This window comes from Bacillus sp. FSL L8-0099 (assembly GCF_038006385.1).
In the GTDB taxonomy this organism is placed as follows: domain Bacteria; phylum Bacillota; class Bacilli; order Bacillales; family Bacillaceae_G; genus Bacillus_A; species Bacillus_A toyonensis.
The window spans coordinates 2,603,778-2,630,437 of record NZ_JBBOVC010000001.1; the positions used below are offsets into that span (position 1 = coordinate 2,603,778).

Here is a 26,660-nt window from a genome sequence, read left to right on the forward strand (position 1 = left end):
TAGTATGTACATATATAGAAAAGGGATGTGTTTCGCACTGCGAAAAATATAGTCTTTTCATATGATTTGTGCTGCCTCCTGTTCAGAACATGAAATAGGAGGCTTTTTTATGTCGACGACTATAGAACCGAAACAAAATCATGGGGTATCACAAGTATTGAAAAATCGATTTGTACAGGGAATTCTTGCATCAGCATTATTTTTACAAATAGGAATATGGGTTCGAAACTTTGCGGTATTATTGTATGTTATGGAAATGACGAAAGGTGATGCTTTCGCTATATCAATGATTTCAGTTGCTGAATTCGCCCCGATTTTTATATTCTCATTCATTGGTGGAACTTTTGCTGATAGGTGGAAGCCGAAGAGGACAATGATATGGTGTGAAACGTTAAGTTCTATTTCAGTATTCGCTGTATTAATTACACTTATGTTTGGAACGTGGAAAATTGTGTTTTTTGTGACGCTAATCTCTGCAATCCTTTCGCAGTTTTCTCAACCATCTGGAATGAAGTTGTTTAAACAACACTTATCGACGGAACAAATTCAATTAGCAATGTCGATATATCAAACGATTTTTGCGATATTTATGGTGTTAGGACCAATTCTCGGAACATTTATTTTTCATAGTTTTGGAATTTATATTTCAATCATTATAACAGGTATCGCGTTTTTACTTGCTGCAGGTGTATTGTTATTTCTTCCGAAAGATCTTGAAAACGAAGCAGAAAAGAAAGACATCACGCTGTTGCAGGAAATGAAGGATGGTATTAAATACGTCAAAAAGAAAAAAGCATTAACTTTACTTGGATTATGTTTTATGGCAGCAGGACTAGGAATAGGCTTAATTCAGCCACTAGGCATATTTATTGTAACTGAGCAGTTAGGGTTATCAAAAGAGAGTTTACAATGGTTACTAACAGTAAATGGCGCAGGGATGATTGTTGGCGGAGCTTTAGCGATGGTATTCGCGAAAAACGTTGCGCCGCAAAAAATGTTAATCGTAGGTATGCTTGGTCAGGCTATTGGAATTGGTATAATTGGTTACTCCACAAATTTATGGGTGACACTTACGGCACAACTTTTTAGTGGGTTAGCTCTACCATGTATTCAAATAGGTATTAATACACTTATTATACAAAATAGCGATACGGATTTTATTGGTAGAGTAAATGGCATTTTAAGTCCACTGTTCACCGGTTCAATGGTAGTAACGATGAGTATTGCTGGTTCATTAAAGGAGATGTTTTCGTTAAGTATGATGTACGAGGGGACGGCTCTACTATTTGTTATTGGATTATTGTTTATTTTACCTATATACAATTTAAAGCCAGTAATAGCAGTAGAAAGTGAAATGAATGGTAAAGGAAGTGCTGTGCAACATGAATCCTAATCCAAACGTTAAATACCCAATTGAAGGAAATCAAAACGTTCATTTTATAAAAAATACAATAACGAAATCTAATATACTTGTTGGTGACTATTCTTATTATGATGCGAAACATGGGGAAACATTAGAAGATCGAGTATTATATCATTATGAATTTATCGGAGATCGTCTCTTCATTGGCAAGTTTTGCTGTATTGCATCTGGAGTTACCTTTATTATGAACGGAGCGAATCATCGAATGGATGGATTTTCAGCTTATCCGTTTAATATTTTTGGGAATGGATGGGAGAAGTTTACACCAGATTTGTCTGATTTACCGTATAAAGGAGATACAGTTATAGGAAATGACGTTTGGATTGGTATGGATACAACGATTATGCCCGGAATTAAAATAGGAGATGGTGCAATCATTGCAGCGAAATCTGTTGTGACTAAAGATGTCGCACCATATACAATTGTTGGTGGAAACCCTGCAAATAAAATAAAAGAGAGATTTTCAAATGAAATAATAGAAGAATTATTGCAAATTCAATGGTGGCATTTTGACATTGAAAAGATAACTGAAAATATCGATGCTATTGTACGAGGGCATATAGAAACATTAAGAAAGCTAAAAAGGTAATAAAAAATAGATGACAAAGAGTATCATACCTCCGAATTTTGTTAATGATAATAGAACAAGGAGGTGTGATACTATGGCACAAGACGTTTTATGTGAAGTAAACAATTGTAAATTTTGGGCTAACGGTAATAAATGTAGTGCAGATGCAATTTATGTAGTTAGTCATAAAGGGAAACAAGCATCTACAACGGAAGAAACAGATTGCAAAACTTTCGATCCAGAATTGTAAATTTTTGAAGGGTAGCCAAATCGTGGTTGCCCTTTTATTAATACTAGTATTGATAATAAATCTCATTTTCATTCATTATTTTTAACTTTTTCTGTTATTTTTTTATATTTTCTTCATAAGTGATGTAATCCAACGTAGTTCATGCTCAATACGTGATTTAGTAAATTCAACAACTTCTGTAATAAAAGGTGAGACAACGTCAAGGGATTGGATGGCTGTAAGTTGTTTTTGAAGAACGTTTTGGCGCGTAGTTAAAATTTCTATTCTAGCCTCGTAATCAAGTTTGTCGAAAAGCGCGATACGTACAAGGACCTCAGTGTTGTTTGTCGCAATCTTTTCGGGGAATTCTCTTAACATTTCATAAAAAATTTCTTCTCCTGTTTCTGTTATATTGTACATATTTCGGTTTGGTTTTCCGACTTGTTTCTGTACATTTTTCATTATGGCTCCCATGTTTTCAAAACGCCGAAGAGTAGGGTAAAGCATGTTATGATTTAATTCAAAATTATTGCCTAACCGATTTTGAATATTTTTCTTTATTTCATAGCCATGTTTTGGCCCTGTTGTTAATTCTGCAAGTAATAAAATATCAACATACATAAAAAAGCCTCCTCATATATTTCTCAAGTTTTCATTTGAAAAGTTTTGCTATGTATATGTTAAAATAACATATGTTAGTTTATACAACTTTGAATTACCTACCTATCACTTTTATTGTAAAAGAAAAGGGAGGAAAGAACTATGGATTCACCTGAAAATGTTATTTTAGTTCATGAAATTTCAAAGCTAAAAACAAAAGAAGAGCTGTGGAACCCGTATGGATGGTATCAATTTATGAGGGATAATCACCAAGTACATTATGATGAAGAGCAAGATGTTTGGAATGTTTTTTTATATGAGGACGTGAATCGTGTTTTATCAGACTATCGCTTATTTTCAAGTAGAAGGGAGCGGAGACAATTCGCAATCCCTCCTTTAGAAACTAGAATAAATATAAACTCTACAGATCCGCCAGAACACCGTAACGTACGTTCAATTGTTTCTAAAGCATTTACTCCAAGAAGTTTAGAACAGTGGAAACCTCGTATACAAGCTATTGCAGACGAACTTGTAAAAAATATAAAAAAGTATGATGAAGTTAATATTGTTAATCAATTTGCTGCACCTTTACCTGTTACCGTTATATCAGACCTATTGGGAGTACCTACTACAGATCGTAAACAAATTAAAGAATGGTCTGATATTTTATTTATGCCGTATAGTAAAGAAAAGTTTAATGATCTGGATGCCGAGAAAGGGATCGCATTAAATGAATTTAAAGCATATCTTTTACCGATCGTTCAAGAAAAAAGATATCATTTAACCGATGATATTATTTCAGATTTAATACGAGCTGAATATGAAGGTGAAAGATTAACCGATGAAGAAATTGTAACTTTTTCATTAGGTTTATTAGCAGCTGGTAATGAAACGACTACAAATTTAATTATTAATAGTTTTTATTGCTTTTTAGTGGATTCACCTGGAATTTATCAAGAATTAAGAGAAGAACCTAAATTAGTTGCAAAAGCGATTGAGGAAGTATTACGCTATCGCTTTCCTGTTACATTAGCTCGGAGGATTACAGAGGATACAAACATATTTGGTCCTTTAATGAAAAAGGATCAAATGATTGTTGCATGGGTTAGTGCAGCAAATTTAGATGAGAACAAATTCTCACATGCTTCTAAGTATAATTTACACCGCATAGGAAATGAAAAACATTTAACCTTTGGTAAAGGTCCGCACTTTTGCTTAGGGGCACCGCTTGCACGTTTAGAAGCGGAGATTGCATTAAGTACCTTTATAAATGCTTTCGAAAAAATAGAGATATCTCCATCTTTTAATTTAGAAAGATGTATATTGAAAAATGAGCAAACTTTAAAATATTTACCTATTCGCTTAAAAACTCAATAAAACGTTCAACAAGGTACATTGTATTGTACCTTGTTTTCAGGCTGTGGAGAAAGTCTTCTCCACAGCCTGTTTATGTGTCTGAACCTCTTTTTATGTGTCAACACTGATAAAAAAGAGGTAAAGGAGAGATTTTTTATGATGGGTGCTTTAAAAAATCATCGTGATGAGCGTGTATCCGTTTCTGTAGAAGAATTAGTTCCGCAAGACCATTTCCTTCGTGCGATTGAAGCGACAATCAGTTTTGATTTTATTGAGGAAAAGTTACGCCCTTATTACTGTGAAAACAATGGTCGTCCGTCAATTCACCCTATCGTTTTATTTAAGATGATGTTTATCGGATATTTTTATGGTATTCGTTCAGAGCGACAATTGGAAAAGGAGATCAAAACGAATATTGCCTACCGTTGGTTTCTAGGTTTTTCTCTATCAGATACAATTCCAGATCATTCTACAATCAGTTGGAATCGCCGTACTCGTTTCATTCATACAAATATTTTCGAAGAAATTTTTGATGAGATTGTGAGTCAAGCGACCGAGCACCGTATGGTGGGAGGACGTGCGTTGATGACAGATTCTACACACATTAAGGCGAATGCCAATAAAAATAAATTTGTACATAAATATAAAAAAGAAAAGGCAAAGTTCTATATAGATGAACTAGAAGCTGCGGTAATCGAAGATCGTGAGGTACATGGAAAAAAGAATTAAGACCTAGAAAGGAAAGTGATACCCCCACTAAAAAAACTCGTATCAGTACAACGGATCCAGATAGTGGATTTTTAATGAGGGATGGAAAACCGAACGGTTTTCATTTCTTAGATCATCGTACGACTGATGCGAAATATAATATTATTACAGATACCTATATAACGGCTGGAAATATGGCGGATTCCGAGCCGTATTTAGCACGTCTACAAGCTCAAACTAATAAATTCGGATTCAAAGTTGAAGCTGTAGCTCTTGATGCAGGCTATTTTACAGGTTATATCTGTAAGAAACTATCAGAACAGAATATATTTATGGTGATGGGGTATCGCCGATTTGGAAAGCGAAATAAAGACGTTCCGAAAAGCCAATTTAAATATGTAAAAGAAATGAATGTATTTGCTTGTCCGATGGGATGTATTTTAGAATATACGACAACGGATCGCGAAGGATATCGTCAATATAAATCAAATCCAGAAGACTGCGCTGTTTGTCCGCTACGTGAGGTATGCTTTTCAAAAAAACAAAAACAAAAAGTTATCACTCATCATATATGGGAAAAATATAAAGATATCGCTAGAAAAAACAAACTAACAGCTACAGGGAAAAGACTGTATAAAGTACGCTGTTCAACTATAGAGCGAAGCTTTGCGGATGCCAAAGAACTACATGGCTATCGATATGCTCGGTTTCGAGGGCTGAAGTCTGTCCAAATGCAAGCTTACCTCACCGCAGCTTGTCAAAACATGAAAAAAATAGCCCTTCACCTAACCAAAAAGGGTCTGGTGGAGGGTTGTTTTTCTAAAATTTATTATTTTATATTGTTTTCATTTACTAAAATTAAAAAGGATTGCAGAATGTTGGGAACCCTAAAGGGTTTCCCAACACTCTGTCAACAAGGTACATTGTATTGTACCTTGTTTTTTTATTTCTCAATTGTAAAATTTTGGTGTGTTTTATAGTATGGAGGTGTGTGAAAAAAGCGTAGAGGAGGATGCTTATGTTAACGTGCAATGGGAGTAAAACGTTTCAAACATTTATTAAAGCTGTAACTGATTTAATAAATGGTGATTTATTAGAAGAAGAAATCGTGTGTAAAATTGAAACATTACTAGAAGAACTTTTAGAAAAGAAAACATGGCTTCCGTTAGATAAACAGAAGTCAAATTCGGCTCAATATGCACGACACTTACTGTATGAAGATCCATTAAAACGTTTTGAAGTATTAGCTCTCGTATGGAAAGATGGACAATCTACACCATTACATGATCATGATGGTACATGGGGAGTAGAAGGCGTTTTTTCAGGAAGGATAATGGTGCAGAACTTTGTTCAAACGAAGCAGCTTGGAAATTCACTTTCTTATTTAACACATACAGGAAATCTTTATTTGGGAGAAGGCGAAACAGATAAAGTAATTCCACCAGCTGATTGTCATATTCTAGAAATATCCGAAAATGAAAGCGTAATCACTATTCATATATACGGAAAGCGTTTAGAAAAGTTTAAAGTATATATCCCAACAGAAGAAAAAAATGTATATATGTGTGAGACAAAATATATTAGTTATAATTCATAGCATAAAATCCAAAGCTTTTCTATAAAAAGAACAGCTTTGGATTTTATTTTTAATTATTTCTTGACCTGAAACGCTTTTCATAAATTATAAATAAGGAGTACTTCACGAGATTCGTATGAAAACGATACCTTTTATTTAATAAAAACTCGTGTATTTATAGAAAGTGGTGAAGAAATAATGAAATTAATCGCAATTGATCTAGATGGAACTCTTCTTTCAGGGAATAAAATGATTAGTAAAGAGAATGCAGAAGCAATTCGAAAATGTCAAGAAGCTGGCCATGTTGTAGCAATTTGTACAGGACGTTCTATTGTGGATATTGAACGACTATTGTTAGAAGTTGGTTTGGAGTGTCCGATTATCGCAGAAAATGGTGCGCTTATATATAAAGATAAAAAAATGATGAAGAGATATCCAATTCAAAATATGCAGGCACTTGAGATTGTAGAATATCTTGAAGAGAATGGCTTGTATTATCAGCTCTATACTAATAAAGGTGTGTATGTACCCGATTATGGAGTAGAGAGTGTACGTAATGAAATCGAGTATGTGAAGAATGCAAAAGGAAATTTCGATTTGAAAGAGTTAGAAACGATTGCTGCATTATACCTTGAGCATACAGCATTTCATAGCACAGAAAGTTGTAAACCAATTGTAGAAATGGATATACATGTGCATAAACTTTTACCGTTTTCTTATGACATAGAGAAATTAAAAAAATTAAAAGAAACGTTTCTGCATAATACGGATTTAGCTATTACATCTTCCTATTGGCATAATTTAGAGATTAATCATCGAGATGCTCAAAAAGGAAATGGATTATATACTTTAGCAGAACATCTTAATATTCCAGTTGAAAACACTGTAGCAATAGGCGATGGCTTAAACGATGTTTCTATGATGGAGAAAGCAAATATATCAATTGCAATGGGAAATGCAGTTGAAGAAATAAAAGCGATGTGTAAATACGAAACGTTAACAAATGAAGAACATGGTGTCGCACATGCTTTATATAAATATGTAATGTAATAAAAAGAAAAAAAGAATCCAAAAAGATTCTTTTTTTCTTTTTATTAGGGGTAAGGTATTCTATGAGATTCATAGAAGCCTTATTACACCTCATTATATAGAATATATTGGAATAAATGTTTATATTTTTCATGAAAGTTGTGAATTTTTTGTGAATTTTATGATTATTATATTTTTATCCCGCATTAACGGGCAGTAAGACCCCTCACCTCAAAATTCAGCGGAAGCAAAGAAGTTAGGTGGGGGATGAACAAAACCCCCACTGATTAAAGTTTCACTTTATACTTCTACTAGCAGCGCATAACATTCCCATATTATTTTCTGTTTTTAATTGAAAAATAGAATTTGTTTGAATAATTATTCTACAGCTATATACCTAGGAGCACTTTCTTCGTATAATGAAGAAGTATGAATTTTGAATTTGTATAAATTTTACATATTGAGGTGAAAAAGGAATGAATGCGCGGCTAATGGAACTTATTGATGTGAGTACAATAGAAACCATGGCAGAACAATTTTATAAATTAACCAACATATCACATCAACTTCTTGATGCTGAAAACGAATGTATATTTTCATTTGGAATTAATGAAATGAAAGTATGTAAACTTCCAAAAATTGAAATCCCCCTTTTCTTATACAATCAATATTTAGGATCTTTTGTTGTATGGTCCAAACGAAGCGAAATTTTCAATTGCCAAAAATATTTTGAAATGCTTTCTAACCTTATTATAACTGGGGTGAAAAAAGAAGTTCAAAGTAAAAATATATCGTTACTTTCTCGAAAAGAGGAAGAACTACATACGATCTTACAAAACATGCCTGTTATGGTTGATGCGCTTGACTATAATGGAGATTTTGTTTTGTGGAATCGAGAATGCGAGATTGTAACAGGTTATACTGCTGAAGAAATAATTGGGAATCCAAACGCTCTTCAATTACTGTATCCTGACCATAATTATCGCCATCAAATACAAAATAAATTTTTGACTCGTGGAAAAAATTTTAGAGATTGGGAAATGAGTTTAACATGTAAAAATGGAGAAATTAAAACGATAATGTGGTCCAATATATCAGAGCAATTTCCTGTAACAGGATTTAGTTACTGGGCTGTTGGGGTAGATATTACACATTTAAAAGCAATAGAAGAGCAATTAAAACAACAAACCTCTGAATTAGAATTAATTTTCAAAGCTTTACCAGATTTATGTTTTTTAACAAAAGATGATGGGACAATTATAGATTATAAAGCAGGATCCCCTACAAAATTTTACGTGCCCGCAGAAGCTTTTATGGGAAAAAAGTTTTACGAAATATTACCGTCTCCAGTAGCACAGCAATTTCAAGAAGCAATTCGCCAATTGAAAGATGAAGGAAAGAATGTAATTGTAGAATATCCTCTAACAATTAATGGAAGTATTGATTTCTTTGAAGCTAGATGTTTACCATTATTACAAGATAAAATTATGATCATTGTCCGCGATATTACAGAGCGGAAAAAGGCAGAAGAATTGCTAAATAAATCAGATACACTTGCGGCAATTGGTCAATTAGCAGCCGGTGTAGCTCATGAAGTGAGAAACCCATTAACTGTAATTAAAGGATTTATACAGTTATTCCAAATTAATAAAGAGGATCAAGAGAAATATTTTGACCTTATGCTTTCCGAAATAGAAAGAATAGAAGCAATTCTCCAAGAGTTTTTGTCGATTGCTAAAACTGATGAAATAAATACAGAAAAGAAAAATATTTATCAAATTTTTAAAAATGTCGTATCACTAATTAATACAAAAGCAATCATGACAAATATTCAAGTTGAACTATTTACAGATTCCGAAGAGATAATCATTGAATGCTCAGAAAATCAATTGAAACAAGTTTTTATTAATATTTTGCAAAATTCAATTGAAGCAATGCTAAATGGTGGAAAAATTTCAATTCATATAAAAGAAATACATAAAAATGGTGTCATTATTAATGTAATAGATGAAGGAATAGGAATACCTGAAGAAAGAATTAAAAGATTAGGTGAACCTTTTTATAGTACGAAAGAAAAAGGTACCGGTATTGGATTGATGTTAAGTTATAAAATTATTGAAAGTCATCAAGGAACAATAAGTATAATGAGTGAGGTTGGTGTCGGGACAACTGTAACGATTTACTTGCCAAAAATGCAGAGTAAACAATCTCTATCAAATTGTGATGATAGATGTATTTCAATACGTTCTAATATTAAATCTTAAAATACTTAATACCCAATAACAAAGCTAAGCTTTTGTTATTGGGTATTTTTATATTTAATTTAGTAAACTTTACCTTTTCTTTATGTTTGTTTTAATTTCTATTAAGTTTTGAACGTTATATTTATATGCGTACAAAGTAATGTGTGGAAATTGTACATTACTTTTAATATAGAAAGCGTAAAAGTATTAAAAATGTTGTAAGGAGGAGATTATGACGAGGTGAAAAAGAAAGAGAAAAAGAGTGGTAGAGCAATACCGATGCGCTTAAATATTTTATTCTTTTGTGTATTTTTATTATTTTCTGCCATGATTATACAGTTAGGTAAAGTACAAATTGTCGATGGAGAGACATATAAAAATGAAGTAGAGAAGAGAGAAAATGCAACTGTAAGTCTTTCCGTCCCGCGTGGGAAAATATTTGATCGAGAAGGGAATCCAGTTATTGATAATAAGTCTTTACGCACGATTACGTATACAAAGGTGAAAGGTGTAAAATCAGAAGATATACTAAAAACTGCAAGACAACTTGAGGAAATAATTGAAATGCCGCAAGAAGATATAGACAAGTTAACTGAGACGGATAAGAAAGATTTTTGGATGCAATTAAATCCAAAACTCGCACAAAATTTAATATCAAAAAAAGAAATAGACAAGTTTAGGGAAAAAGATATTACGGGTAAAGACCTAGATAAGAAAATAGAAAATTTAAGAAGAAAGCGTGTCACAGATAAAAATCTTCAAGAGTTAACAGCTCAAGATATAAAAGTGTTAGCTATTAAAAGTAAAATGACTGCAGGTTACCAAATGGCTCCTCAAATTATTAAAAAAGATGTGAGTGAAAAGGAATATGCAAAAGTTAGTGAAAATTTAGGAAATCTTTCAGGGGTAGACGCATCGGTTGATTGGGAGAGACACTATGTAAATGATGGCTTATTTCGTTCAGTCCTTGGAAACGTTTCGAATGCTGATGAAGGATTGCCACGTGAACGATTAGATTATTATTTAGTGCGTGATTATAGCCGAAATGACAGGATAGGGAAAAGTTACATTGAGCAGCAATACGAGGATGTGCTTCACGGCTCGAAAAAAGAAGTGAGAAGTGTAGCTGATAAGCAAGGAAATACAATGAGAATGGAAACAGTTTCTGAGGGGAAAAGTGGGAAAAATTTAACGTTAACAATTGATATGGAATTACAGAAAAAAGTTGAAGAGAGCATAGAAAAAATATTAAAGGCATATAAAGGTTCAGAATCAATGTTAGACCGTGCTTTCGTTGTAATGATGAATCCGAAAAACGGCCAAGTATTATCAATGGCTGGGAAAAAGCTTATAGAAAAAAACGGAAAAACGGAAGTAGAAGATTATGCTTTAGGTACGATGACAAGTTCATATGAGCTTGGATCAACTGTTAAAGGTGCAACAGTATTAACAGGATTTGAAACGAAAGCTATAACACCAGGTACATATTTTTATGATGCACCAATGAAGTTTAAAGGAACTAAGGAAAAAAAGTCTTGGAAAGAGTTCGGAAATATTGATGATCTAAGGGCGTTACAAGTTTCTTCAAACGTTTATATGTTTAATACAGCATTGAAAATTGCAGGTGTAGATTATGTGAAAAATAGTTCGTTAAATATTAAACAGGAATATTTTGATAAAATGAGATATTATTTCAGGCAATTTGGATTAGGTGTTCCAACTGGTATTGATTTACCGAACGAAACAGCTGGACAAATTGGTAAAAAAGATAATCAACCTGGTTTCTTACTAGACTACTCGATTGGACAGTATGATACGTATACACCACTTCAGCTTGTACAGTATATTTCGACTATCGCAAACGGCGGTTATCGAATGAAACCACAAATTGTTCAAGAGATTAGAGAACAAACCGCTCAAAAGGATGAAATCGGTAAAGTGATGCATGCAATAGAACCTGTTGTTTTAAATAGAATTGATATGAAAGAAGAATATATCAATCAAGTAAAAGAAGGGTTTAGAAGAGTATTCCAAGAAGGGGATGGAACGGGAGTAAGGGCGTTCCAAAAAGCACCGTATAAACCAGCTGGCAAAACAGGAACTGCACAGACTGTATACGGTGGAGAAAGTGATATTGGGAGAAATGAGAAAGGCGATCGTAGAGAATGCTATAATTTAACATTAGCAGGATATGCGCCATATGATGATCCAGAAGTAGCATTTTCCGTTGTAGTACCATGGGTTATAAATGATAAGTCTGGTATTAACTCTGATATTGGGAAAGAAGTTTTAGATGCTTATTTTGATTTGAAAAATAAGCGATTAACTGGCGAAGCACCAAAAACTTATGATTCTAAAGAGAATTAATATATACGAAACGTCTCTAGCATTTATATGAACTAGAGGCGTTTTTACATACGAATAGGTTAGAAATGAGGTATATATGAAGCAATTAATTCTAAAAGATTGGAGAAAAATATGCAGCTATATTTTAATTATAATAGGCATTCTTTTTATTAATAAGTCATTTTTATTTTGTATGGTAGAAGGAATTTCAATGCAACCTACTTTGAATGAAAATAATCGAATACTAGTTAATAAGGCTAGTATCTATTTTTCTTCTTTTCATCATGGTGATGTTGTAATAATAAAAAAAGAAGACGAGCCTACATACTACGTGAAACGAATTATTGGATTACCAGGGGATAACGTACAAGTAAGAAACGATGTGGTATATATTAACGGCAAAAAGCGAGATGAGTTGTATATACAGTTAGATATGTCACAAGTATCAAATCGTTTTTCAAACTTTAGAGAAATGAAAGTTCCCACGCATAAATTATTTGTGTTAGGTGATAATCGAAATCATAGTAAAGATAGTAGGAATACGCTTGGACTAATTGATGAGTCAAATATAATAGGTAAAGTAAAAATGGTATATTATCCATTTGATCAAATAAAATGGTTAAAATAATTCTATTAACTATTCACGTTTTATAAAATAATTCATATATTGATAGCATAGGACAAGCAGAAAAGCTTATCCTAACCTCACAGAACACTCCTTATCACAGTTAGGCATCTACTTATGTAGATGCCTTTTCCGATGAATAATAATTATTTATCAACCTAAAGTAGTAAGCAAATTGGGACTATTAGGGGAAGATTGCTTGTAATAATTACAGTACGATTAATAAGAACATTGAATTGTAAGGAGTGAGAAATACGTGTTGAATATTTTAATAGTTAATTTTCCTGCAGAGGGACATGTAAATCCTACATTAAGTTTAGTAAAGGCTTTTACTGAAAGAGGAGATAAGGTACACTATATTACAACGGAAAACTTTAAGGAAAGGCTTGAAGTTTTGGGAGCTATTGTACATACTCATCCGGATTTATTAAAGGAGATTTCTATTGATAATGAAACTTCCTATGGATTAACAACTTTCTTTCATGTACATGTTCAAACTTCTTTATATATATTAGAAATTACGAAAGAATTATGTAAAAGCATAAATTTTGATTTCGTAGTTTATGATATATTTGGTGCCGGAGAGTTAGTAAAGGAATATTTACAAGTTCCAGGCATAGTTTCCTCTCCTATATTTTTAATTCCACCAGAAGTATTGGAAACCTTGCCTTTTCATCCAAATGCAGAAAAACAATTCCAACCCGATGAACTCTCTGAAAAGTTACTGTATCAAATGGAACATGAATTTGGAGTAAAGCCCAAAAATCATCTTCAATTTATGCAAAATAAGGGAGACATTAGTCTCGTGTATACAAGTCGTTATTTTCAACCTAATAGCGATTCGTTCGGAGAAAAGAATGTTTTTATTGGGCCGAGTATGATAAAGCGCAAAACAAATATAAAGTTTCCACTTGAATTGCTTTCAAAAAAGAAAGTTATTTATATTTCAATGGGAACACTTCTTGAAGGGCTCGAACCATTCTTTAATACTTGTATTGATGCTTTTTCAAATTTCGAAGGGATTGTAGTAATGGCGATCGGTGATAGAAATGATATTTCAAAAATTAAGCAAGCTCCAGACAATTTTATTATATCCCCTTACGTACCTCAATCAGAAATATTAAGTGAAGCAAATGTTTTTATTACACATGGTGGAATGAATAGTGTACACGATGCAATTCATTACAATGTCCCATTTGTGATAATACCGCATGATAAAGATCAACCAATGATAGCGCAAAGATTAACTGAACTTGAGGCAGCACATAGATTATTGAAAGAGCATGTTAATGTGCAAACTTTAAAAGAGGCGGTAACAGACGTTCTTTCAAATGAAAAGTACAAACATGGCATTCGAAAACTGAATGAAAGTTTTTTAGGGTGTGGTGGTTCCAAAAGAGCCATTGCAGTTATTGATGCTCTTTTAAATAAATAGTTCGGACAATATACAAGCATAGAGGCTCTACCTTTATGCTTGTATATTATTATCCAGCAAATTGTACAGCAGTATTTGCATGTAAAAAAGCAGTATCAAAAACAGGAACAGTAAGGTCATTTTGGGAAATAAGTAATGGTATTTCAGTACAGCCTAGTAATATACCTTCCGCACCGTTTTGAATTAATGAATTGGTAATTTGTATTAGTTTCTCTCTTGAAGTTTCTGAAATAATGCCTCTACTTAATTCGTTTAATATGACGTGATGGATAAAAGTTCTTTCTTCGTCATTTGGGATAATTGTCTCAATGTTATATTTTGCTAGTCGTGATGTATAAAAATCTTGTTCCATCGTTTGTTTCGTTCCTAATAGTCCGATACGTTTTATATTCTGTTCTACCATTTCTTTAGCACTTACATCACCGATATGAAGAAGTGGAATTGATATTGCTTGTTCTACTTCCTCAGCAAATAAATGGACTGTATTTGAACACATTAATAAACATTCCGCCCCGGACTTTTCAACCTTTTTAGCAACTGTGACTAATTCGTTTTTTACTTCTTCATATTGATGGTTTTGTAATAAAGTAGTTACTTCTCCAAAATCCATACTATATAAAACGAGCTTCGCATTTTGATCGTATTGAGAGAGTGTTAGCGTATTAATATGTTTATAGTATAGTGATGTAGATTCCCAGCTTAACCCACCAATTAAACCAATTACTTTCATCATACATTCCCCCTTGTAACAATTTCGAATCCATTATTTCATAATTCCGATAAGAATACAATGATTTAAAAACACTATTTAATAAAAAATAAAAATAATTAGAAAAGTGTTGAAATTTATCTTTCTTAGTGCCATAATACGAATTACAAATTAATACTTATCCAGAGAGGTGGAGGGAACGGCCCTAAGAAACCTCAGCAACCCCTATGTGCATTCATAGGAAGGTGCTAATTCCGCAGAGGACACGATGTGTTTTTTGAAAGATAAGAGGATTCTTGCACGTGAAAGAAAATGACCTCTTATGTAAGAGGTCATTTTTTGTTGTATAGAAAGGGAGTTTCGATGCATAATTCATTATTAAAATAAATATAGAGTAATGAAAGCTGACTAATTTGAGAGGAGAATTGAAATGAACAAATTATCAACAAAGTTAGTAGTAGCAATCGGAATCGGAGCAGCTTTATATGGGATATTAGGACTTTGGGGATTTACTATTGCACCAAATACATTTATTAAACCTGGATTAGCTATATTAACCATTTTTGGAGCGTTATTTGGTCCAGTAGCAGGACTGTTAATAGGACTTATCGGTCATACCGTAACAGATACGATCTCTGGTGGGGGGATTTGGTGGGGCTGGGTTCTGAGCTCAGGAATTATTGGTTTTGCGATGGGGCTCATTCAAAAAAGAAGTGGGTTTAATGTGAAAAATGGGTCGTTTAGTAAGGGAGATATTTCTTATTTAGCAATTACTGGTTTAGTAGGTATTGTCATTGCTATTATATTTGCTGGGGTATTCGATATTATCGTGATGGGAGAACCGTTTGACAAAATTGTTATACAAGTATTAGGGGCAACCATTGCTGATGTTATTGTTTTCTTAGTTCTTGGATTACCGATTACAATTGGCCTAGCAAAATCGAATAAAAAACATACACATTTAAAAATTGAAAAGTAGGGATGTTAACATGCAACCAATTATTTCGTTTGAAGAATTCAGCTTTCAATATAAGCATGCTGCGCAGCCTACTTTGAAAGATATTACATTTCATATCAACCCTGGAGAAAAAGTACTAATTGCTGGACGAAGCGGTTCTGGGAAGTCGACATTAGCTCATTGTATTAATGGGCTAATCCCATTTTCGTATGAAGGGATTAGTACTGGTAACGTATTAATTGCTGGTAAAGACCCGAGGAAAGGCAGTATTTTTGAACAGAGTAAGCATGTAGGAACAATATTACAAGATCAAGATGCTCAGTTTATTGGCCTTACAGTAGAAGAAGATGTCGCTTTTTATTTAGAAAATGAATGTGTAAATCAAGATGATATGAAAAAGAGTGTTGCAGACTCATTAACAAAGGTAAAGATGCATACTTTTCGTAAACAAAGTCCGCATGAATTATCAGGAGGACAAAAACAAACGGTTTCTCTTGCAGGTCTCTTAACAACAAATGCGGATATATTATTGTTCGATGAACCTTTAGCAAACTTAGATCCGCTAAGCGCCATACATACGATAGAACTTATGAAAGATATACATGCACAAACTAATAAAACAATTGTAATTATTGAACATCGAATAGAAGAAATATTAAAATTGGATTTAGATAAAATGATTTTAATTGATGAAGGTAAAGTCATTACGGTAGGGACTCCGGAAGAAATATTAGCATCAAATATATTGCCTCGTATTGGCTTAAGGGAGCCGATTTATATTGAAGCATTAAAGAGATTACATTTTGATAGTAATAATGCCGTAATATATCCACTGGAAAAAATTCAAAAGGAAAAAATTAGTGGCGTTTTAAAAGAATGGATGCAGAAGCAAGTTTTTTTAAAAGATGCTACTAAAAATAAAGAATTATTAAGAGTAGAGAATTTATCATTTTCCTATCCTAATAGACAAAGAGTATTGGAAAATATAAACTTTTCGATAAGTAAAGGAGAACTTATCGCTCTTTTAGGACACAATGGAGCTGGAAAATCAACATTAGCTCACAGTCTTATTGGTATAAATAAAACAAGTAATGCAGGGATTTTATTAGATGGAGAAAATATTAGTTCTTGGTCTATTCGTAAGCGTGGGGAGATGATCTCTTATGTGATGCAAAATCCAAATCATATGATTACACAACCTACTGTTTTAGAAGAGGTTTCATTCACATTAAAATTAAAAAAGTTTCCTAAGGAAGAAGTTAACTATAGAGCTGAAGAATCATTAAAAATCTGTGGTTTATATCCATTTCGTAATTGGCCAATTCAGGCATTAAGCTATGGGCAGAAAAAGAGATTAACTATCGCATCTGTATTAACAACAAATCCTAAACTTATCATATTAGATGAACCGACGGCTGGACAAGATTATTATCATTATAAACAGTTTATGTCATTTATTAGAAACCTGGCTAAAAAGGGAATATCCTTTATTTTTATAACACACGATATGAATCTAGCATTAGAATATGCAGACCGAGCGGTAGTTCTACATGAGGGAGAAATCATTGCGGATAATACTGCAACTACTGTATTAGGACATAAAGAAACGTTACAAAGAGCCAATCTAAGAGAGAGTTCTTTATTCGAGCTTGTTACATTTAGTGAAATTTCATGTCCAGAAAAGTTTATGGAACTTTATTGCAATGTTAGTAGGAGGGAGGAAAATGCATAATACATATTTTCGTCGTATGGATGGGGCTGTGAAATTAGTTTTGTTTATATTTTGTATGACGCTTACTTTTATGTTTTTTGATTTTCGCATATTACTAATTTTATTTATGTTTGGATGTATCGGACTCTTACTTGCTAAAATTCCACTTCGTAAAATTTTACTTATTTTTACTGTTATATTTACATTTAGTTTATTAAACACTGTTATGATTTTATTAATTACACCGACTCATGGATCTGAATTAACTGGATCGTATACTTCGTTTTTACATATTGGTTATGCAACAATTACATATGAAACATTATTTTATGCAGTTACACTTTCATTAAAATATTTTACGTTGTTACCATTTACACTTATCTTTATTTACACGACAGATCCAAGTGAATTTGTAAGTGGCTTAAGTAAACTTGGTATTCATTATAAGATTACATATGCAATAAATATTGCACTACGTTATATACCTGATATTCAGTCCGAATATAAAATTATTAAACATGCGCAAGAAGCGAGAGGAGTAGCTTTTGAAAAAGGGGAAGCGAGCTTATGGATTCGTATGAAAAACCGTATTTTAATTTTCTGGCCGCTAATCATTCATTCTCTAGAAAGAATCGATACCGTTTCAAATGCAATGGATTTAAGAGGGTTTGGAAAGAAGGATAAACGTACGTGGTTCTATACAAGTAAAGCGGAAAGTGGTGATTTCATTGCTTTATTTACAGGTGTTTTTATTTTAATGGTTGCAGTATATTTAAAATTAAATGTATTTCAAAACTTTTGGTATCCATTTTAAAGCACTCGTAATCGAGTGCTTTTACTTATTTTTAAGTAGACATGCTCAAAAAAGGGATATATACATAATGTATAATACGAACCAGTTAAAACGATCAACTACCTATTAGTTTTCAAACCAAAAGGAGGAAAAAATATGAGTTACGGTGGTTCTTGTGGTTTTGGTGGAGGTTTCGCTTTATTAGTTGTGTTATTCATTTTATTAATAATTGTAGGATGCAGCTGTTGGGGTGGAGGATACTAATTTTTAATTAGTCTTCACAAATGTAAACTTAAAAAACATAGAAGATACTTATGTATCGAGACAAAGAAAAAAGGAGCTATTATGCTCCTTTTTTCTTTGTTATATATTTTTATCTTTTGGGAATGTAATCGTTAAAGCCGTTCCTTTACTAACGGTACTTTGGATTTTTAAATTACCATGCATCGTTTCAATAATTTTAACAGCAACCATCGTACCTAAACCAGTACCTTTTGATTTTGTACTAAAATAAGGTTCGCCAAACCTGTTAATTTGCTCTTGTGACATTCCAATTCCGCTATCTTCAATTCGTATTATAACTTTATTATTGCTTATAGTGGAGGATATATTTAAGGTACCACCATTAGGCATTGCTTCAATACTATTTTTTATTAAGTTTAAAAAACATTGTTGAAAGTGCTGTTTATTACCAACAATAGTTGCCTTTGAGAAATCTTTTGTAATATGTATCGTATTCATATTACATAATGGCAATATCATATTAATAGCTCGATTTAACTCTTGGTCTATTGAAATATGATCTAGTTTTTCTGGTGCTGGTTTAGCAAACGTTAAATAGTCATCAATAATCTCTTGCGCACGATTTAATTCTTCAAGTATATGTTCAATGTATTCGTCCCTTGATTCAGGAGATAAATTTGGTGTTTTTAAAAGTTGTGTAAATCCCTTTACGACAGTTAAGGGATTTCTTACTTCGTGCGATATACTAGCAGCAAGTTGACTAACGATCTCCATCTTTTCCATTTTAATTAATTTTGAGCGCATAAATACTGCATCTTTTAAAACTTCATTAAAATAAACAATAAATAACATTAAAGTAGTCGGTAATAATATGAAATAAATAATATATAAATTATTTACTTCAAATTCTGATAATGTTAGTACAATCACAGTTGTAAATATTGCTAGGAAAAAAGTTAAAAACATAGCAAAAGCTACTTTAACCTTTCTATTGTATGTATTAAATTTTGTAGATGCGAATGCTGTTATGATGAACATTGTGCCATAAACAATAACTGTTAACATGTTAAATCCATAAAATAAAACTCTTGTAATTAATAAAATAGTAAACAATATAATGCCGACAGGGAATCCACCATAAAGTGTACCTATTATTACTGGGATTTGTCTTAAATCATGAATACAACTTTCATCCATATAGATAGGGTATCTCATACATAAAATAAGTGGGATACTCGTACAAAGAATAATAAGCAGTCTTTTATATTTCTTCAAATAGCGCCTGTTATCATATATAAAATAAAAAATAAATATACTACTTAAAATGTAAAGAAGATTATTTAATACATTTTGATTAATATAAACAAAGTCCATAATATTAGCCTCGTCATTCTGAATTTCCATTTCATATGTATTATACATGATAAAAGTATAAACTCTATATTTGTTTTAAAAATATAAGCTTATATCATTTTAGCACTAGATACTTTTAACCATGCTTCATAAAATTCTTTTACTGATGTATACCGTTCTGCACGGTTTTCATTCACAGCACGAGAGGCAACCTCATATAATTCTTTACTTGCATCCCATTTTATAAAGGAACGATCTTTTTCACCACCTAAAAGTGCGAAAGCTACCGCGCCCATATTAAATACATTTGTTTTTTCATCAATTATAGCGTTTAGCTCAAATTCTTCAGGAGACATAAAACGAGAGGAACCCCATAGTCTTCCCATTTTATTTATGTATGGTTTTTTAGAGTATAAATCAATATCACAAATCTTCGTCTCATTTGTACTAAAATTATGTAAAATACTACCGTCATAAAAATCTATAGCTACATAGTTTTTCTGTTCTACATGAGCATGGAAAGAAAAAATCGCATTCAATGAATAAATTCGTTCCACAACAGTTAAATGTCTAAATTTATAAAATGGAGAGTTTGGATTTTTATATTTCTCAGGAGGTGGGAAACTCCAATGTGGGTGAAGCGATTCCCCATCAAACCAATCAAATATTAAAACATATCCATTATGTACTGGAAAGTGTTCAATTAAAGTTATTAGTGATTCATGTTTTAATTCATCGTAAAGGGAAACCGATTTTATTAATGTTTCAATAGCGGCCTCTGGAGTTCCATTATATGCAATTGTTTGTGCTCCTGCATATTTAATAAATTTCTTATGACCATCCTTTTCTACACCAAAACATATATTACCCGAATCTTGTTGGTCAAAAACGGCAAATACAGTTCCTAATTTCAAAAGCCAATCAAAATTATGATGTTCTTTTAATTGTAATGTTACTTGATTCAACTGAATTTCAACTGGAATATCTTTCATAATGTACCTCGCATTTATTATAATAAAGTTGTATGTTTTAATATTCGACATATTTTGTGAAAATCCTATATTAATAACATGAAATTTTATAAATATAATGATAAAAGCTTTTTAGGAGGCAAATAAAATGGATCAAAAAATTATTATAAAATCCTATCAAAAAGACTGGCATGAAGAATACTTAAAGGAAAGATACAAATTTAATTCTTTATTAGGGGAAGAAATCGTTGCTATTGAACATATAGGAAGCACTGCCGTAGAAGGGTTAGGCGCTAAACCTCTTATTGATATGATGATTGGCGTAACGGATTTACAAATTACCGAAAAGTGGACTCATATCCTTTCGGAAATTGGATATGAGTATGTCCCAAAAGAAACACCAAGTTGGCGGTTTTTCAGAAAGGAGAAATGGAGAGCGGGTACTCATCATTTGCATGTTTATATTTATAATAGCGAGGAATGGAGAAATAATCTTTTGTTTCGAGACTTTCTAAAAAAACATGAATGGGCACGTAAAGAATATAGAGAACTAAAAGAGGGGCTTGCAGCTACATATCCTTTTGATCGTGTGTCGTATACAAATGCAAAAGCGCCATTTATTCGAAATATAATAGAATTGGCTAGAATTAATTAAAGTTAAATTTACAGTTTTTTATCTAAATAGTTTTGACAATAGTACTGATAAATCCTTCTTTTGCTTTTTAAAAGGAAGGATTTTCTGTTTTGTCATAAAAATATACTTTCTTTCTATTTATTGGAGACAGATTGTTTTATTTATTTCGATGTTTCTAGTACATTAAAAATATTAAGGGGGAATGAAACAATGAAAGCAATTATACATCAATATAAAAAAGGCTTAGAGGGGTTAGAATATAAAATTTTATCTGAATTAACTCCTAATGCTGGTGAAGTAAAAGTAAAGTTAAAAGCTACAGGGTTAAATCATAGAGACTTATTTATAATAAATAATAGAAAAGAAATGGATATACCATTAGTAATAGGATCAGATGGATCGGGCATTGTTACAGAAATCGGAGAAGGGGTTTCAAATATTTCACTACATACCGAGGTTATTATTAATCCTAGTATTGGATGGGATAGTATTGCTAATGTGCCAGAGTTACCTGAAGTGTTAGGTGGACCGAAAGATGGAACGTTTGCTGAATATGTAATTGTACCAGCTGAAAATGTAGTGGAAAAGCCGTCATATCTTACTTGGGAAGAATCCGGTGTTCTATCATTATCGGCATTAACTGCATATAGAGCACTTTTTACAAAGGGGAGATTGAAGTGCGGTGAACATGTTTTAATTCCAGGAATAAGCGGTGGTGTGGCAACCTTTTCCATGTTATTTGCGAAAGCAATTGGTGCAAAAGTAAGTGTTACTTCAAGGTCAAAGAACAAAAGAGTGATTGCTGAAAAATATGGTGCAGACTGTTCTTTTAATAGTTCTGGAAATTGGGAAGAGAGCTTGCAAGGAGAAAAAGTAGATTTAATTATAGATAGTATTGGTCCTGCGACGTTCTTAAAATATTTTGATGTATTAAAACCAAATGGAAGAATTGTTAATTTTGGTGCAAGCTCAGGAGATAAAATTGAATTGCCATTACGTGCATTATTTTATAATCAAATCGATATTATGGGAACATCTATGGGAAGCCGTGAGGAATTTAATGAAATGATTCAGTTTATAAAAAAACATAAAATTAAACCAATTATGGATAAAAGTTTTTCGTTAGAAGAAGCAGTTCAGGCATTAAATCGTATGGAACAAGGCGAACAATTTGGTAATATCGCTCTACGTATGGAATAAAAATATGATTTAACAACTAATATTTTTATATCAATATGGTATGTATTTTATGTATGTATAGATTTTTAATTTTGTTATTTAGAAAGGTTTTTTAACATTATATATTTTTAACGCATGTAAATAGTTACATAATTGTAAAATGAAAAATAGTAAAAACAAATAAAGTGAAAATCCAAATGTGACTAAATGTTGTATACTGTGTAAATCAAGTAAACTCGTATCTTTATTTTAAGAACGATGAGAAAAGTTAAGGAGAGAGTAACGTGAATTACACAGTATTTCAATGGATAAACAATTTAGCCGGTACATCTACACTATTAGATAAGGTAATGATTGTTATTACAAATAGCGCTGCATATGTGGCGATTCTATTTATGTTTATCTTATGGTTTCATAATGGAAAAAAAGAGAAAGCGATAAGAAAACAATACACAGTGTTATATACGACACTTTCTGTAATGATTGCATTATTAGTAAATGTTTTCATTCATGCGGTATATTACCATCCGCGTCCGTTTATATCACATGATGTGCATCAATTAGTACCACATGCAGAAAATTCATCATTCGTTAGCGATCATTCTGTACTTGTATTTTCGATTGCGTTCGTCTTTATGATTAGAGGAGAAAAACTTAAATATATAGCGCTTATTTGGGCGGTATTAGTTGGCATATCACGTTTGTATGTAGGTGTTCATTTCCCGTTAGATGTAATTGGTGCCGCTGTAATAACAATTATAACAAGCAGCTTGTTGTTGCAGAATAAACGAATATTTGAACCAATCGCAAAAATCGTTTTCAAAATGTATGCGTTGGTAGCAAAACGAATTCCTTTTTTAGCAAAATATAACCATATAGCTTAGGGTTAAAATCTACTATTTATAAGTTTGGTTTAAAAAAGTTCCCACCTTGGGTATCCATAGGGGGAACTTTTTTTATTGAATAAAAGAATGGTATTGGAAATGAAATGTAGAAAGAACTGATGATTGTCAACAAGTAGTTAGAGTAAATAATGTAGGAAATATGAGTACAGTAAGGGGTGTAATAATAACATTATTATCGGTAATCTCAAATTTTTTTATTTAGGAGAGCTTTACATTATATATTATAACAGCCAGGTTACGAAAAATAGTTAAAAAGTTACGGTATCGATAATATAAGGACTACACCTACAACAGTCACGGCTATAATTTTAATTACTTCGCTCTTTACTTCCTTCTCCAAAACAATACCTCCCGACGCGTTTAAAAATCTATTGTAATAATACTATCATTAGACAACCTTATTTTTCCAATTAGAATATTCATGTTAAACACTTGAAGAAATTACTTATCTATATAGCAAATAAATGTTTTTAGTCTCTCTTTACACGATAAAGGAAAGCTAACTTTAAAAAATGTATTTTTATTTGAATATTCATTAATTTCACATACCGTAATATAAATGAATAAAATTAAACCCAAAATAATAATAGTTGGTTTTGTTTTAAAGGAATTAAACAGAAAACTTCGAAACATATAGTATCGAAAATAAAAACAAAAACTACATATTTTAAAGTGCATCTTCGCAGAAATCAATTACAAATGAAAGGAGATAAGTATGCATAAACTTCAAACGAATAAAGGTGCTCGATATATGATGATTGCTTTTATTGTTTTGTTTCTTACTATGCTTTTGCGTATATTCTATATACAAGCAGTAGGAGTCGTGCATAATGTGGATGTAAAAGATCTCGCGAATGAACAACATAATAAAAATGGAGTATTAGAAGCAAACCGTGGCACAATTTATGACCAAACTGGAAAGGTACTAGTACAAGATTCCGCAACGTATCGAGTTGTTGTGAATTTAAAAGGAAAAGATAAAGTGAAAAATAGTGATGAAACGGCACAACAATTAGCTGATGTACTTGAAATTGATAAAGAGGAAGTAATAAAAAATTTTCATGAAGGACGCACACAAGTTGAAATTGGGAAAATTGGTCGGAATTTATCTAGAGAAACGAAGGAGAAAATTAGGAAATTAAAAATACCGGGTGTATCTTTTATGCCTGAAAAAGCAAGAGTGTATCCAAATGAAGATTTTGCATCCTATATACTTGGTTTTGCTAGACCAGATGATAAAGGAAATACGGAAGGGAAATTTGGACTTGAAAAAAGTTTGGATAAATATTTGCGCTCTACGAACGGGAATATAGAATATGTAGGAACACGAAGAGGTATCCCACTTACAAATGACATAGGTAAAGTAGAACCTGCTAAACATGGAAATAACGTATATCTTACGCTTGATAAGCAAATTAATAGTTTTTTAGAAGAAGCGATGAACAAAGCACAACAACACTATGATCCTTCTATGTTAATAGGAATTATTGCAGATCCAAAAACTGGTAAGGTTTTAGCGATGTCTAGTAAGCCTAGCTATAATCCTAATAAAGGCGATATCGAATACTTTTTAAATGATCCAATTGCAAACGCATATGAACCAGGTTCAACAATGAAAGTGTTTACGTTAGCTGCTGCTATTAATGAAGGTGTATATAACGGGAAAGAATATTTTCAATCAGGAAAATATTCGGTTGGTTCAACAGATATAAAGGATCATAATGGTGGATTTGGATGGGGCTCAATTACATTTGATGAAGGCTTTGAAAGATCGTCAAATGTAGCTTTTTCTATTTTAGAAGATCAGTTATTAAAACCGAATAAATTTAAGCAATATATGAATAAATTTGGTTTCAATCAAAAAACAGGAATAGATTTACCCGGAGAAAGTAAAAATACATTATTATTAAACACACAAATCCAACAAGTTACAACTTCTTTCGGGCAAGGTTCCACTGTCACTCCTATTCAATTAATACAAGCCGCTACGGCAATAGCAAATGACGGGAAAATGATGCAACCATATATCGTTGATAAAGTTGTAAATCCAACAAACAAACAAGTTATTATGGAAAATCAACCGAAAGAAATTGGGAATCCGATAAAAAAAGAAACAGCGGACAAGGTAAGAAGCTTAATGGAGCACGTTATTACGTCTTCAAAAGGAACTGGTACAATGTATAAAGTGGATGGTTATCCAATTGGGGGTAAGACAGGAACAGCCCAAATTCCGAACCCTGAAAATGGACGATATATGGAAGGGAAAGAAAATTATATTTTTTCATTTTTAGGAATGGCTCCAATTGATGACCCAGAGTTAATCGTATACTTAGCTATTAAGCAGCCAAAATTAAAGGGAGACGAGTATGGAGCTCAGCCTCTTGCTGAAATATTTAAACCAGTTATAAAAAATAGTTTAGAATATTTAAAGGTGAAACCATATACAGAAAAACAAATTGTCGATGCAACGAAGCAATCTCAATTAAAAGTACAAAGTTATGTGAATCAATCCATGGGGACAGTAGAAAAAAGTGCAGAAAAAGAGAAGCTACAGCCGGTTATTTTAGGAGAAGGAAAAATAATAAAACAATACCCACAATCTGGTGAGGTAATGAGTGAAGGAGATCGTATATTTCTATTAGGAAATAACGCAAAAATGCCAAATATAAAAGGTTGGTCCATGCGTGATGTTATGTATTTCTCTAAGCTTTTGAAATTAGATTTAAAAACTTCAGGGACGGGTTATGTAACAAATCAAAGTATTGAAAAAGGGAAAGATTTACAAGAAGGTGATACGTTAAAACTAGAATTAGAACCACCGCTACAACCGTTAGTAGAGGCAAATACGAATTAATTTGGACATTGTGAAGGGCCTATATATAAGAGGCTCTTTTTTTAGAGATTCTAGTAATTTCACGCACCGTAATTTTTAGAAAAAATAATAAATAAGACTGTTAACATTGGCATAACTTGAAATATGTAATTATTTATTATTTACAGTTAAATATATATGTGATAATATGGAAAAAATCAAATGCAGTGAAGAGAAGAGTAAATAAAATGAAT

Annotated in this window: 22 protein-coding genes, 1 pseudogene, 1 riboswitch and 1 other annotated feature (1 of these 25 only partly in view); of the genes and pseudogenes, 19 read left to right on the plus strand and 4 right to left on the minus strand. The window is 32.2% G+C overall.

Annotation, left to right across the window (positions count from 1 at the left end):
* Positions 1–109: 109 nt before the first annotated feature.
* The 3 genes from MHH42_RS13115 to MHH42_RS13125 all read left to right on the plus strand — a co-directional run bounded on the left by MHH42_RS13115 (position 110) and on the right by MHH42_RS13125 (position 2,241).
* Positions 110–1,393: an MFS transporter gene (locus tag MHH42_RS13115; protein WP_000108180.1), complete on the plus strand. Its 1,284-nt coding sequence runs from the start codon at positions 110–112 to the stop codon at positions 1,391–1,393.
* Positions 1,383–2,012, plus strand: a complete 630-nt coding sequence (locus tag MHH42_RS13120) for a Vat family streptogramin A O-acetyltransferase (protein ID WP_001069238.1) — start codon at positions 1,383–1,385, stop codon at positions 2,010–2,012. The genes MHH42_RS13115 and MHH42_RS13120 overlap by 11 nt, the downstream gene beginning before the upstream one ends.
* Positions 2,013–2,085: 73 nt before the next feature.
* Positions 2,086–2,241: a DUF1540 domain-containing protein gene (locus tag MHH42_RS13125; protein ID WP_000046090.1), complete on the plus strand. Its 156-nt coding sequence runs from the start codon at positions 2,086–2,088 to the stop codon at positions 2,239–2,241.
* A 102-nt stretch (positions 2,242–2,343) separates the two neighbouring features.
* On the opposite strand, the gene MHH42_RS13130 is transcribed toward MHH42_RS13125, so the two are convergent.
* Entirely contained in the window at positions 2,344–2,841 is a 498-nt protein-coding gene (locus tag MHH42_RS13130; protein WP_000289115.1) for a PadR family transcriptional regulator, read from the minus strand.
* A 141-nt stretch (positions 2,842–2,982) separates the two neighbouring features.
* Here MHH42_RS13130 and MHH42_RS13135 point away from each other — a divergent pair, with 141 nt between their 5' ends.
* The 8 genes and pseudogenes from MHH42_RS13135 to MHH42_RS13170 all read left to right on the plus strand — a co-directional run bounded on the left by MHH42_RS13135 (position 2,983) and on the right by MHH42_RS13170 (position 14,138).
* Positions 2,983–4,197 carry a cytochrome P450 gene (locus MHH42_RS13135; protein ID WP_016108517.1) on the plus strand — a complete coding sequence of 405 codons (1,215 nt, stop codon included), beginning with the start codon at positions 2,983–2,985 and terminating at the stop codon, positions 4,195–4,197.
* Positions 4,198–4,332: 135 nt separating this feature from the next.
* A pseudogene (locus MHH42_RS13140) lies at positions 4,333–5,702 on the plus strand (IS1182 family transposase); the annotation flags it as partial.
* A 200-nt stretch (positions 5,703–5,902) separates the two neighbouring features.
* Complete coding sequence (locus tag MHH42_RS13145; RefSeq protein ID WP_000954448.1) at positions 5,903–6,481, plus strand: cysteine dioxygenase family protein; 579 nt, start codon at positions 5,903–5,905, stop codon at positions 6,479–6,481.
* 177 nt (positions 6,482–6,658) lie between these two features.
* The gene (locus MHH42_RS13150) at positions 6,659–7,510 is read left to right on the plus strand and encodes a Cof-type HAD-IIB family hydrolase (protein WP_000766360.1); all 852 of its coding nucleotides are present in this window, start codon (positions 6,659–6,661) and stop codon (positions 7,508–7,510) included.
* Between the two features lie 455 nt (positions 7,511–7,965).
* Positions 7,966–9,753: an ATP-binding protein gene (locus MHH42_RS13155; RefSeq protein WP_000994068.1), complete on the plus strand. Its 1,788-nt coding sequence runs from the start codon at positions 7,966–7,968 to the stop codon at positions 9,751–9,753.
* Between the two features lie 219 nt (positions 9,754–9,972).
* Positions 9,973–12,099 (plus strand): peptidoglycan D,D-transpeptidase FtsI family protein, encoded by a 2,127-nt coding sequence (locus MHH42_RS13160; protein ID WP_340893448.1) that lies wholly within the window; start codon positions 9,973–9,975, stop codon positions 12,097–12,099.
* 76 nt (positions 12,100–12,175) lie between these two features.
* Positions 12,176–12,706 (plus strand): signal peptidase I, encoded by a 531-nt coding sequence (gene lepB, locus MHH42_RS13165; RefSeq protein ID WP_000811461.1) that lies wholly within the window; start codon positions 12,176–12,178, stop codon positions 12,704–12,706.
* Positions 12,707–12,959: 253 nt separating this feature from the next.
* Entirely contained in the window at positions 12,960–14,138 is a 1,179-nt protein-coding gene (locus MHH42_RS13170) for a macrolide family glycosyltransferase (protein ID WP_000932110.1), read from the plus strand.
* Positions 14,139–14,187: 49 nt separating this feature from the next.
* On the opposite strand, the gene MHH42_RS13175 is transcribed toward MHH42_RS13170, so the two are convergent.
* Positions 14,188–14,871 (minus strand): aspartate/glutamate racemase family protein, encoded by a 684-nt coding sequence (locus tag MHH42_RS13175; RefSeq protein ID WP_000978599.1) that lies wholly within the window; start codon positions 14,869–14,871, stop codon positions 14,188–14,190.
* Positions 14,872–15,022: 151 nt separating this feature from the next.
* A riboswitch (SAM riboswitch) is annotated at positions 15,023–15,138 on the plus strand.
* Between the two features lie 139 nt (positions 15,139–15,277).
* Here MHH42_RS13175 and MHH42_RS13180 point away from each other — a divergent pair.
* The 4 genes from MHH42_RS13180 (at position 15,278) to MHH42_RS13195 (ending at position 18,573) form a co-directional block, all read left to right on the plus strand.
* Complete coding sequence (locus MHH42_RS13180) at positions 15,278–15,826, plus strand: ECF-type riboflavin transporter substrate-binding protein (RefSeq protein WP_016108519.1); 549 nt, start codon at positions 15,278–15,280, stop codon at positions 15,824–15,826.
* Positions 15,827–15,836: 10 nt separating this feature from the next.
* Positions 15,837–17,537: an ABC transporter ATP-binding protein gene (locus MHH42_RS13185; RefSeq protein WP_016108520.1), complete on the plus strand. Its 1,701-nt coding sequence runs from the start codon at positions 15,837–15,839 to the stop codon at positions 17,535–17,537.
* A complete protein-coding gene (locus tag MHH42_RS13190; protein WP_000552028.1) occupies positions 17,530–18,330 on the plus strand; it encodes an energy-coupling factor transporter transmembrane component T family protein in 801 nt (266 codons plus the stop codon). The genes MHH42_RS13185 and MHH42_RS13190 overlap by 8 nt, the downstream gene beginning before the upstream one ends.
* 135 nt (positions 18,331–18,465) lie before the next feature.
* A complete protein-coding gene (locus MHH42_RS13195) occupies positions 18,466–18,573 on the plus strand; it encodes a YjcZ family sporulation protein (protein ID WP_000120182.1) in 108 nt (35 codons plus the stop codon).
* A gap of 99 nt (positions 18,574–18,672) precedes the next feature.
* Here the strand turns inward: MHH42_RS13195 and MHH42_RS13200 are convergent, their stop codons facing one another.
* Complete coding sequence (locus tag MHH42_RS13200) at positions 18,673–19,974, minus strand: sensor histidine kinase (RefSeq protein ID WP_016108521.1); 1,302 nt, start codon at positions 19,972–19,974, stop codon at positions 18,673–18,675.
* Positions 19,975–20,015: 41 nt separating this feature from the next.
* The gene (locus MHH42_RS13205) at positions 20,016–20,897 is read right to left on the minus strand and encodes a protein kinase domain-containing protein (RefSeq protein WP_016108522.1); all 882 of its coding nucleotides are present in this window, start codon (positions 20,895–20,897) and stop codon (positions 20,016–20,018) included.
* A gap of 127 nt (positions 20,898–21,024) precedes the next feature.
* Here MHH42_RS13205 and MHH42_RS13210 point away from each other — a divergent pair, with 127 nt between their 5' ends.
* From MHH42_RS13210 to MHH42_RS13225, 4 genes are all read left to right on the plus strand, one after another.
* Positions 21,025–21,531 carry a GrpB family protein gene (locus tag MHH42_RS13210; RefSeq protein WP_340893453.1) on the plus strand — a complete coding sequence of 169 codons (507 nt, stop codon included), beginning with the start codon at positions 21,025–21,027 and terminating at the stop codon, positions 21,529–21,531.
* Positions 21,532–21,720: 189 nt separating this feature from the next.
* The gene (locus MHH42_RS13215; protein ID WP_016108523.1) at positions 21,721–22,710 is read left to right on the plus strand and encodes a zinc-binding dehydrogenase; all 990 of its coding nucleotides are present in this window, start codon (positions 21,721–21,723) and stop codon (positions 22,708–22,710) included.
* 263 nt (positions 22,711–22,973) lie between these two features.
* On the plus strand, positions 22,974–23,573 hold the full coding sequence (locus tag MHH42_RS13220; RefSeq protein ID WP_001110145.1) for an undecaprenyl-diphosphatase: 600 nt from the start codon (positions 22,974–22,976) through the stop codon (positions 23,571–23,573).
* A 736-nt stretch (positions 23,574–24,309) separates the two neighbouring features.
* Complete coding sequence (locus MHH42_RS13225; RefSeq protein WP_070173235.1) at positions 24,310–26,448, plus strand: penicillin-binding protein; 2,139 nt, start codon at positions 24,310–24,312, stop codon at positions 26,446–26,448.
* A 176-nt stretch (positions 26,449–26,624) separates the two neighbouring features.
* Positions 26,625–26,660, plus strand: a binding site (T-box leader); it runs 222 nt beyond the window's last position.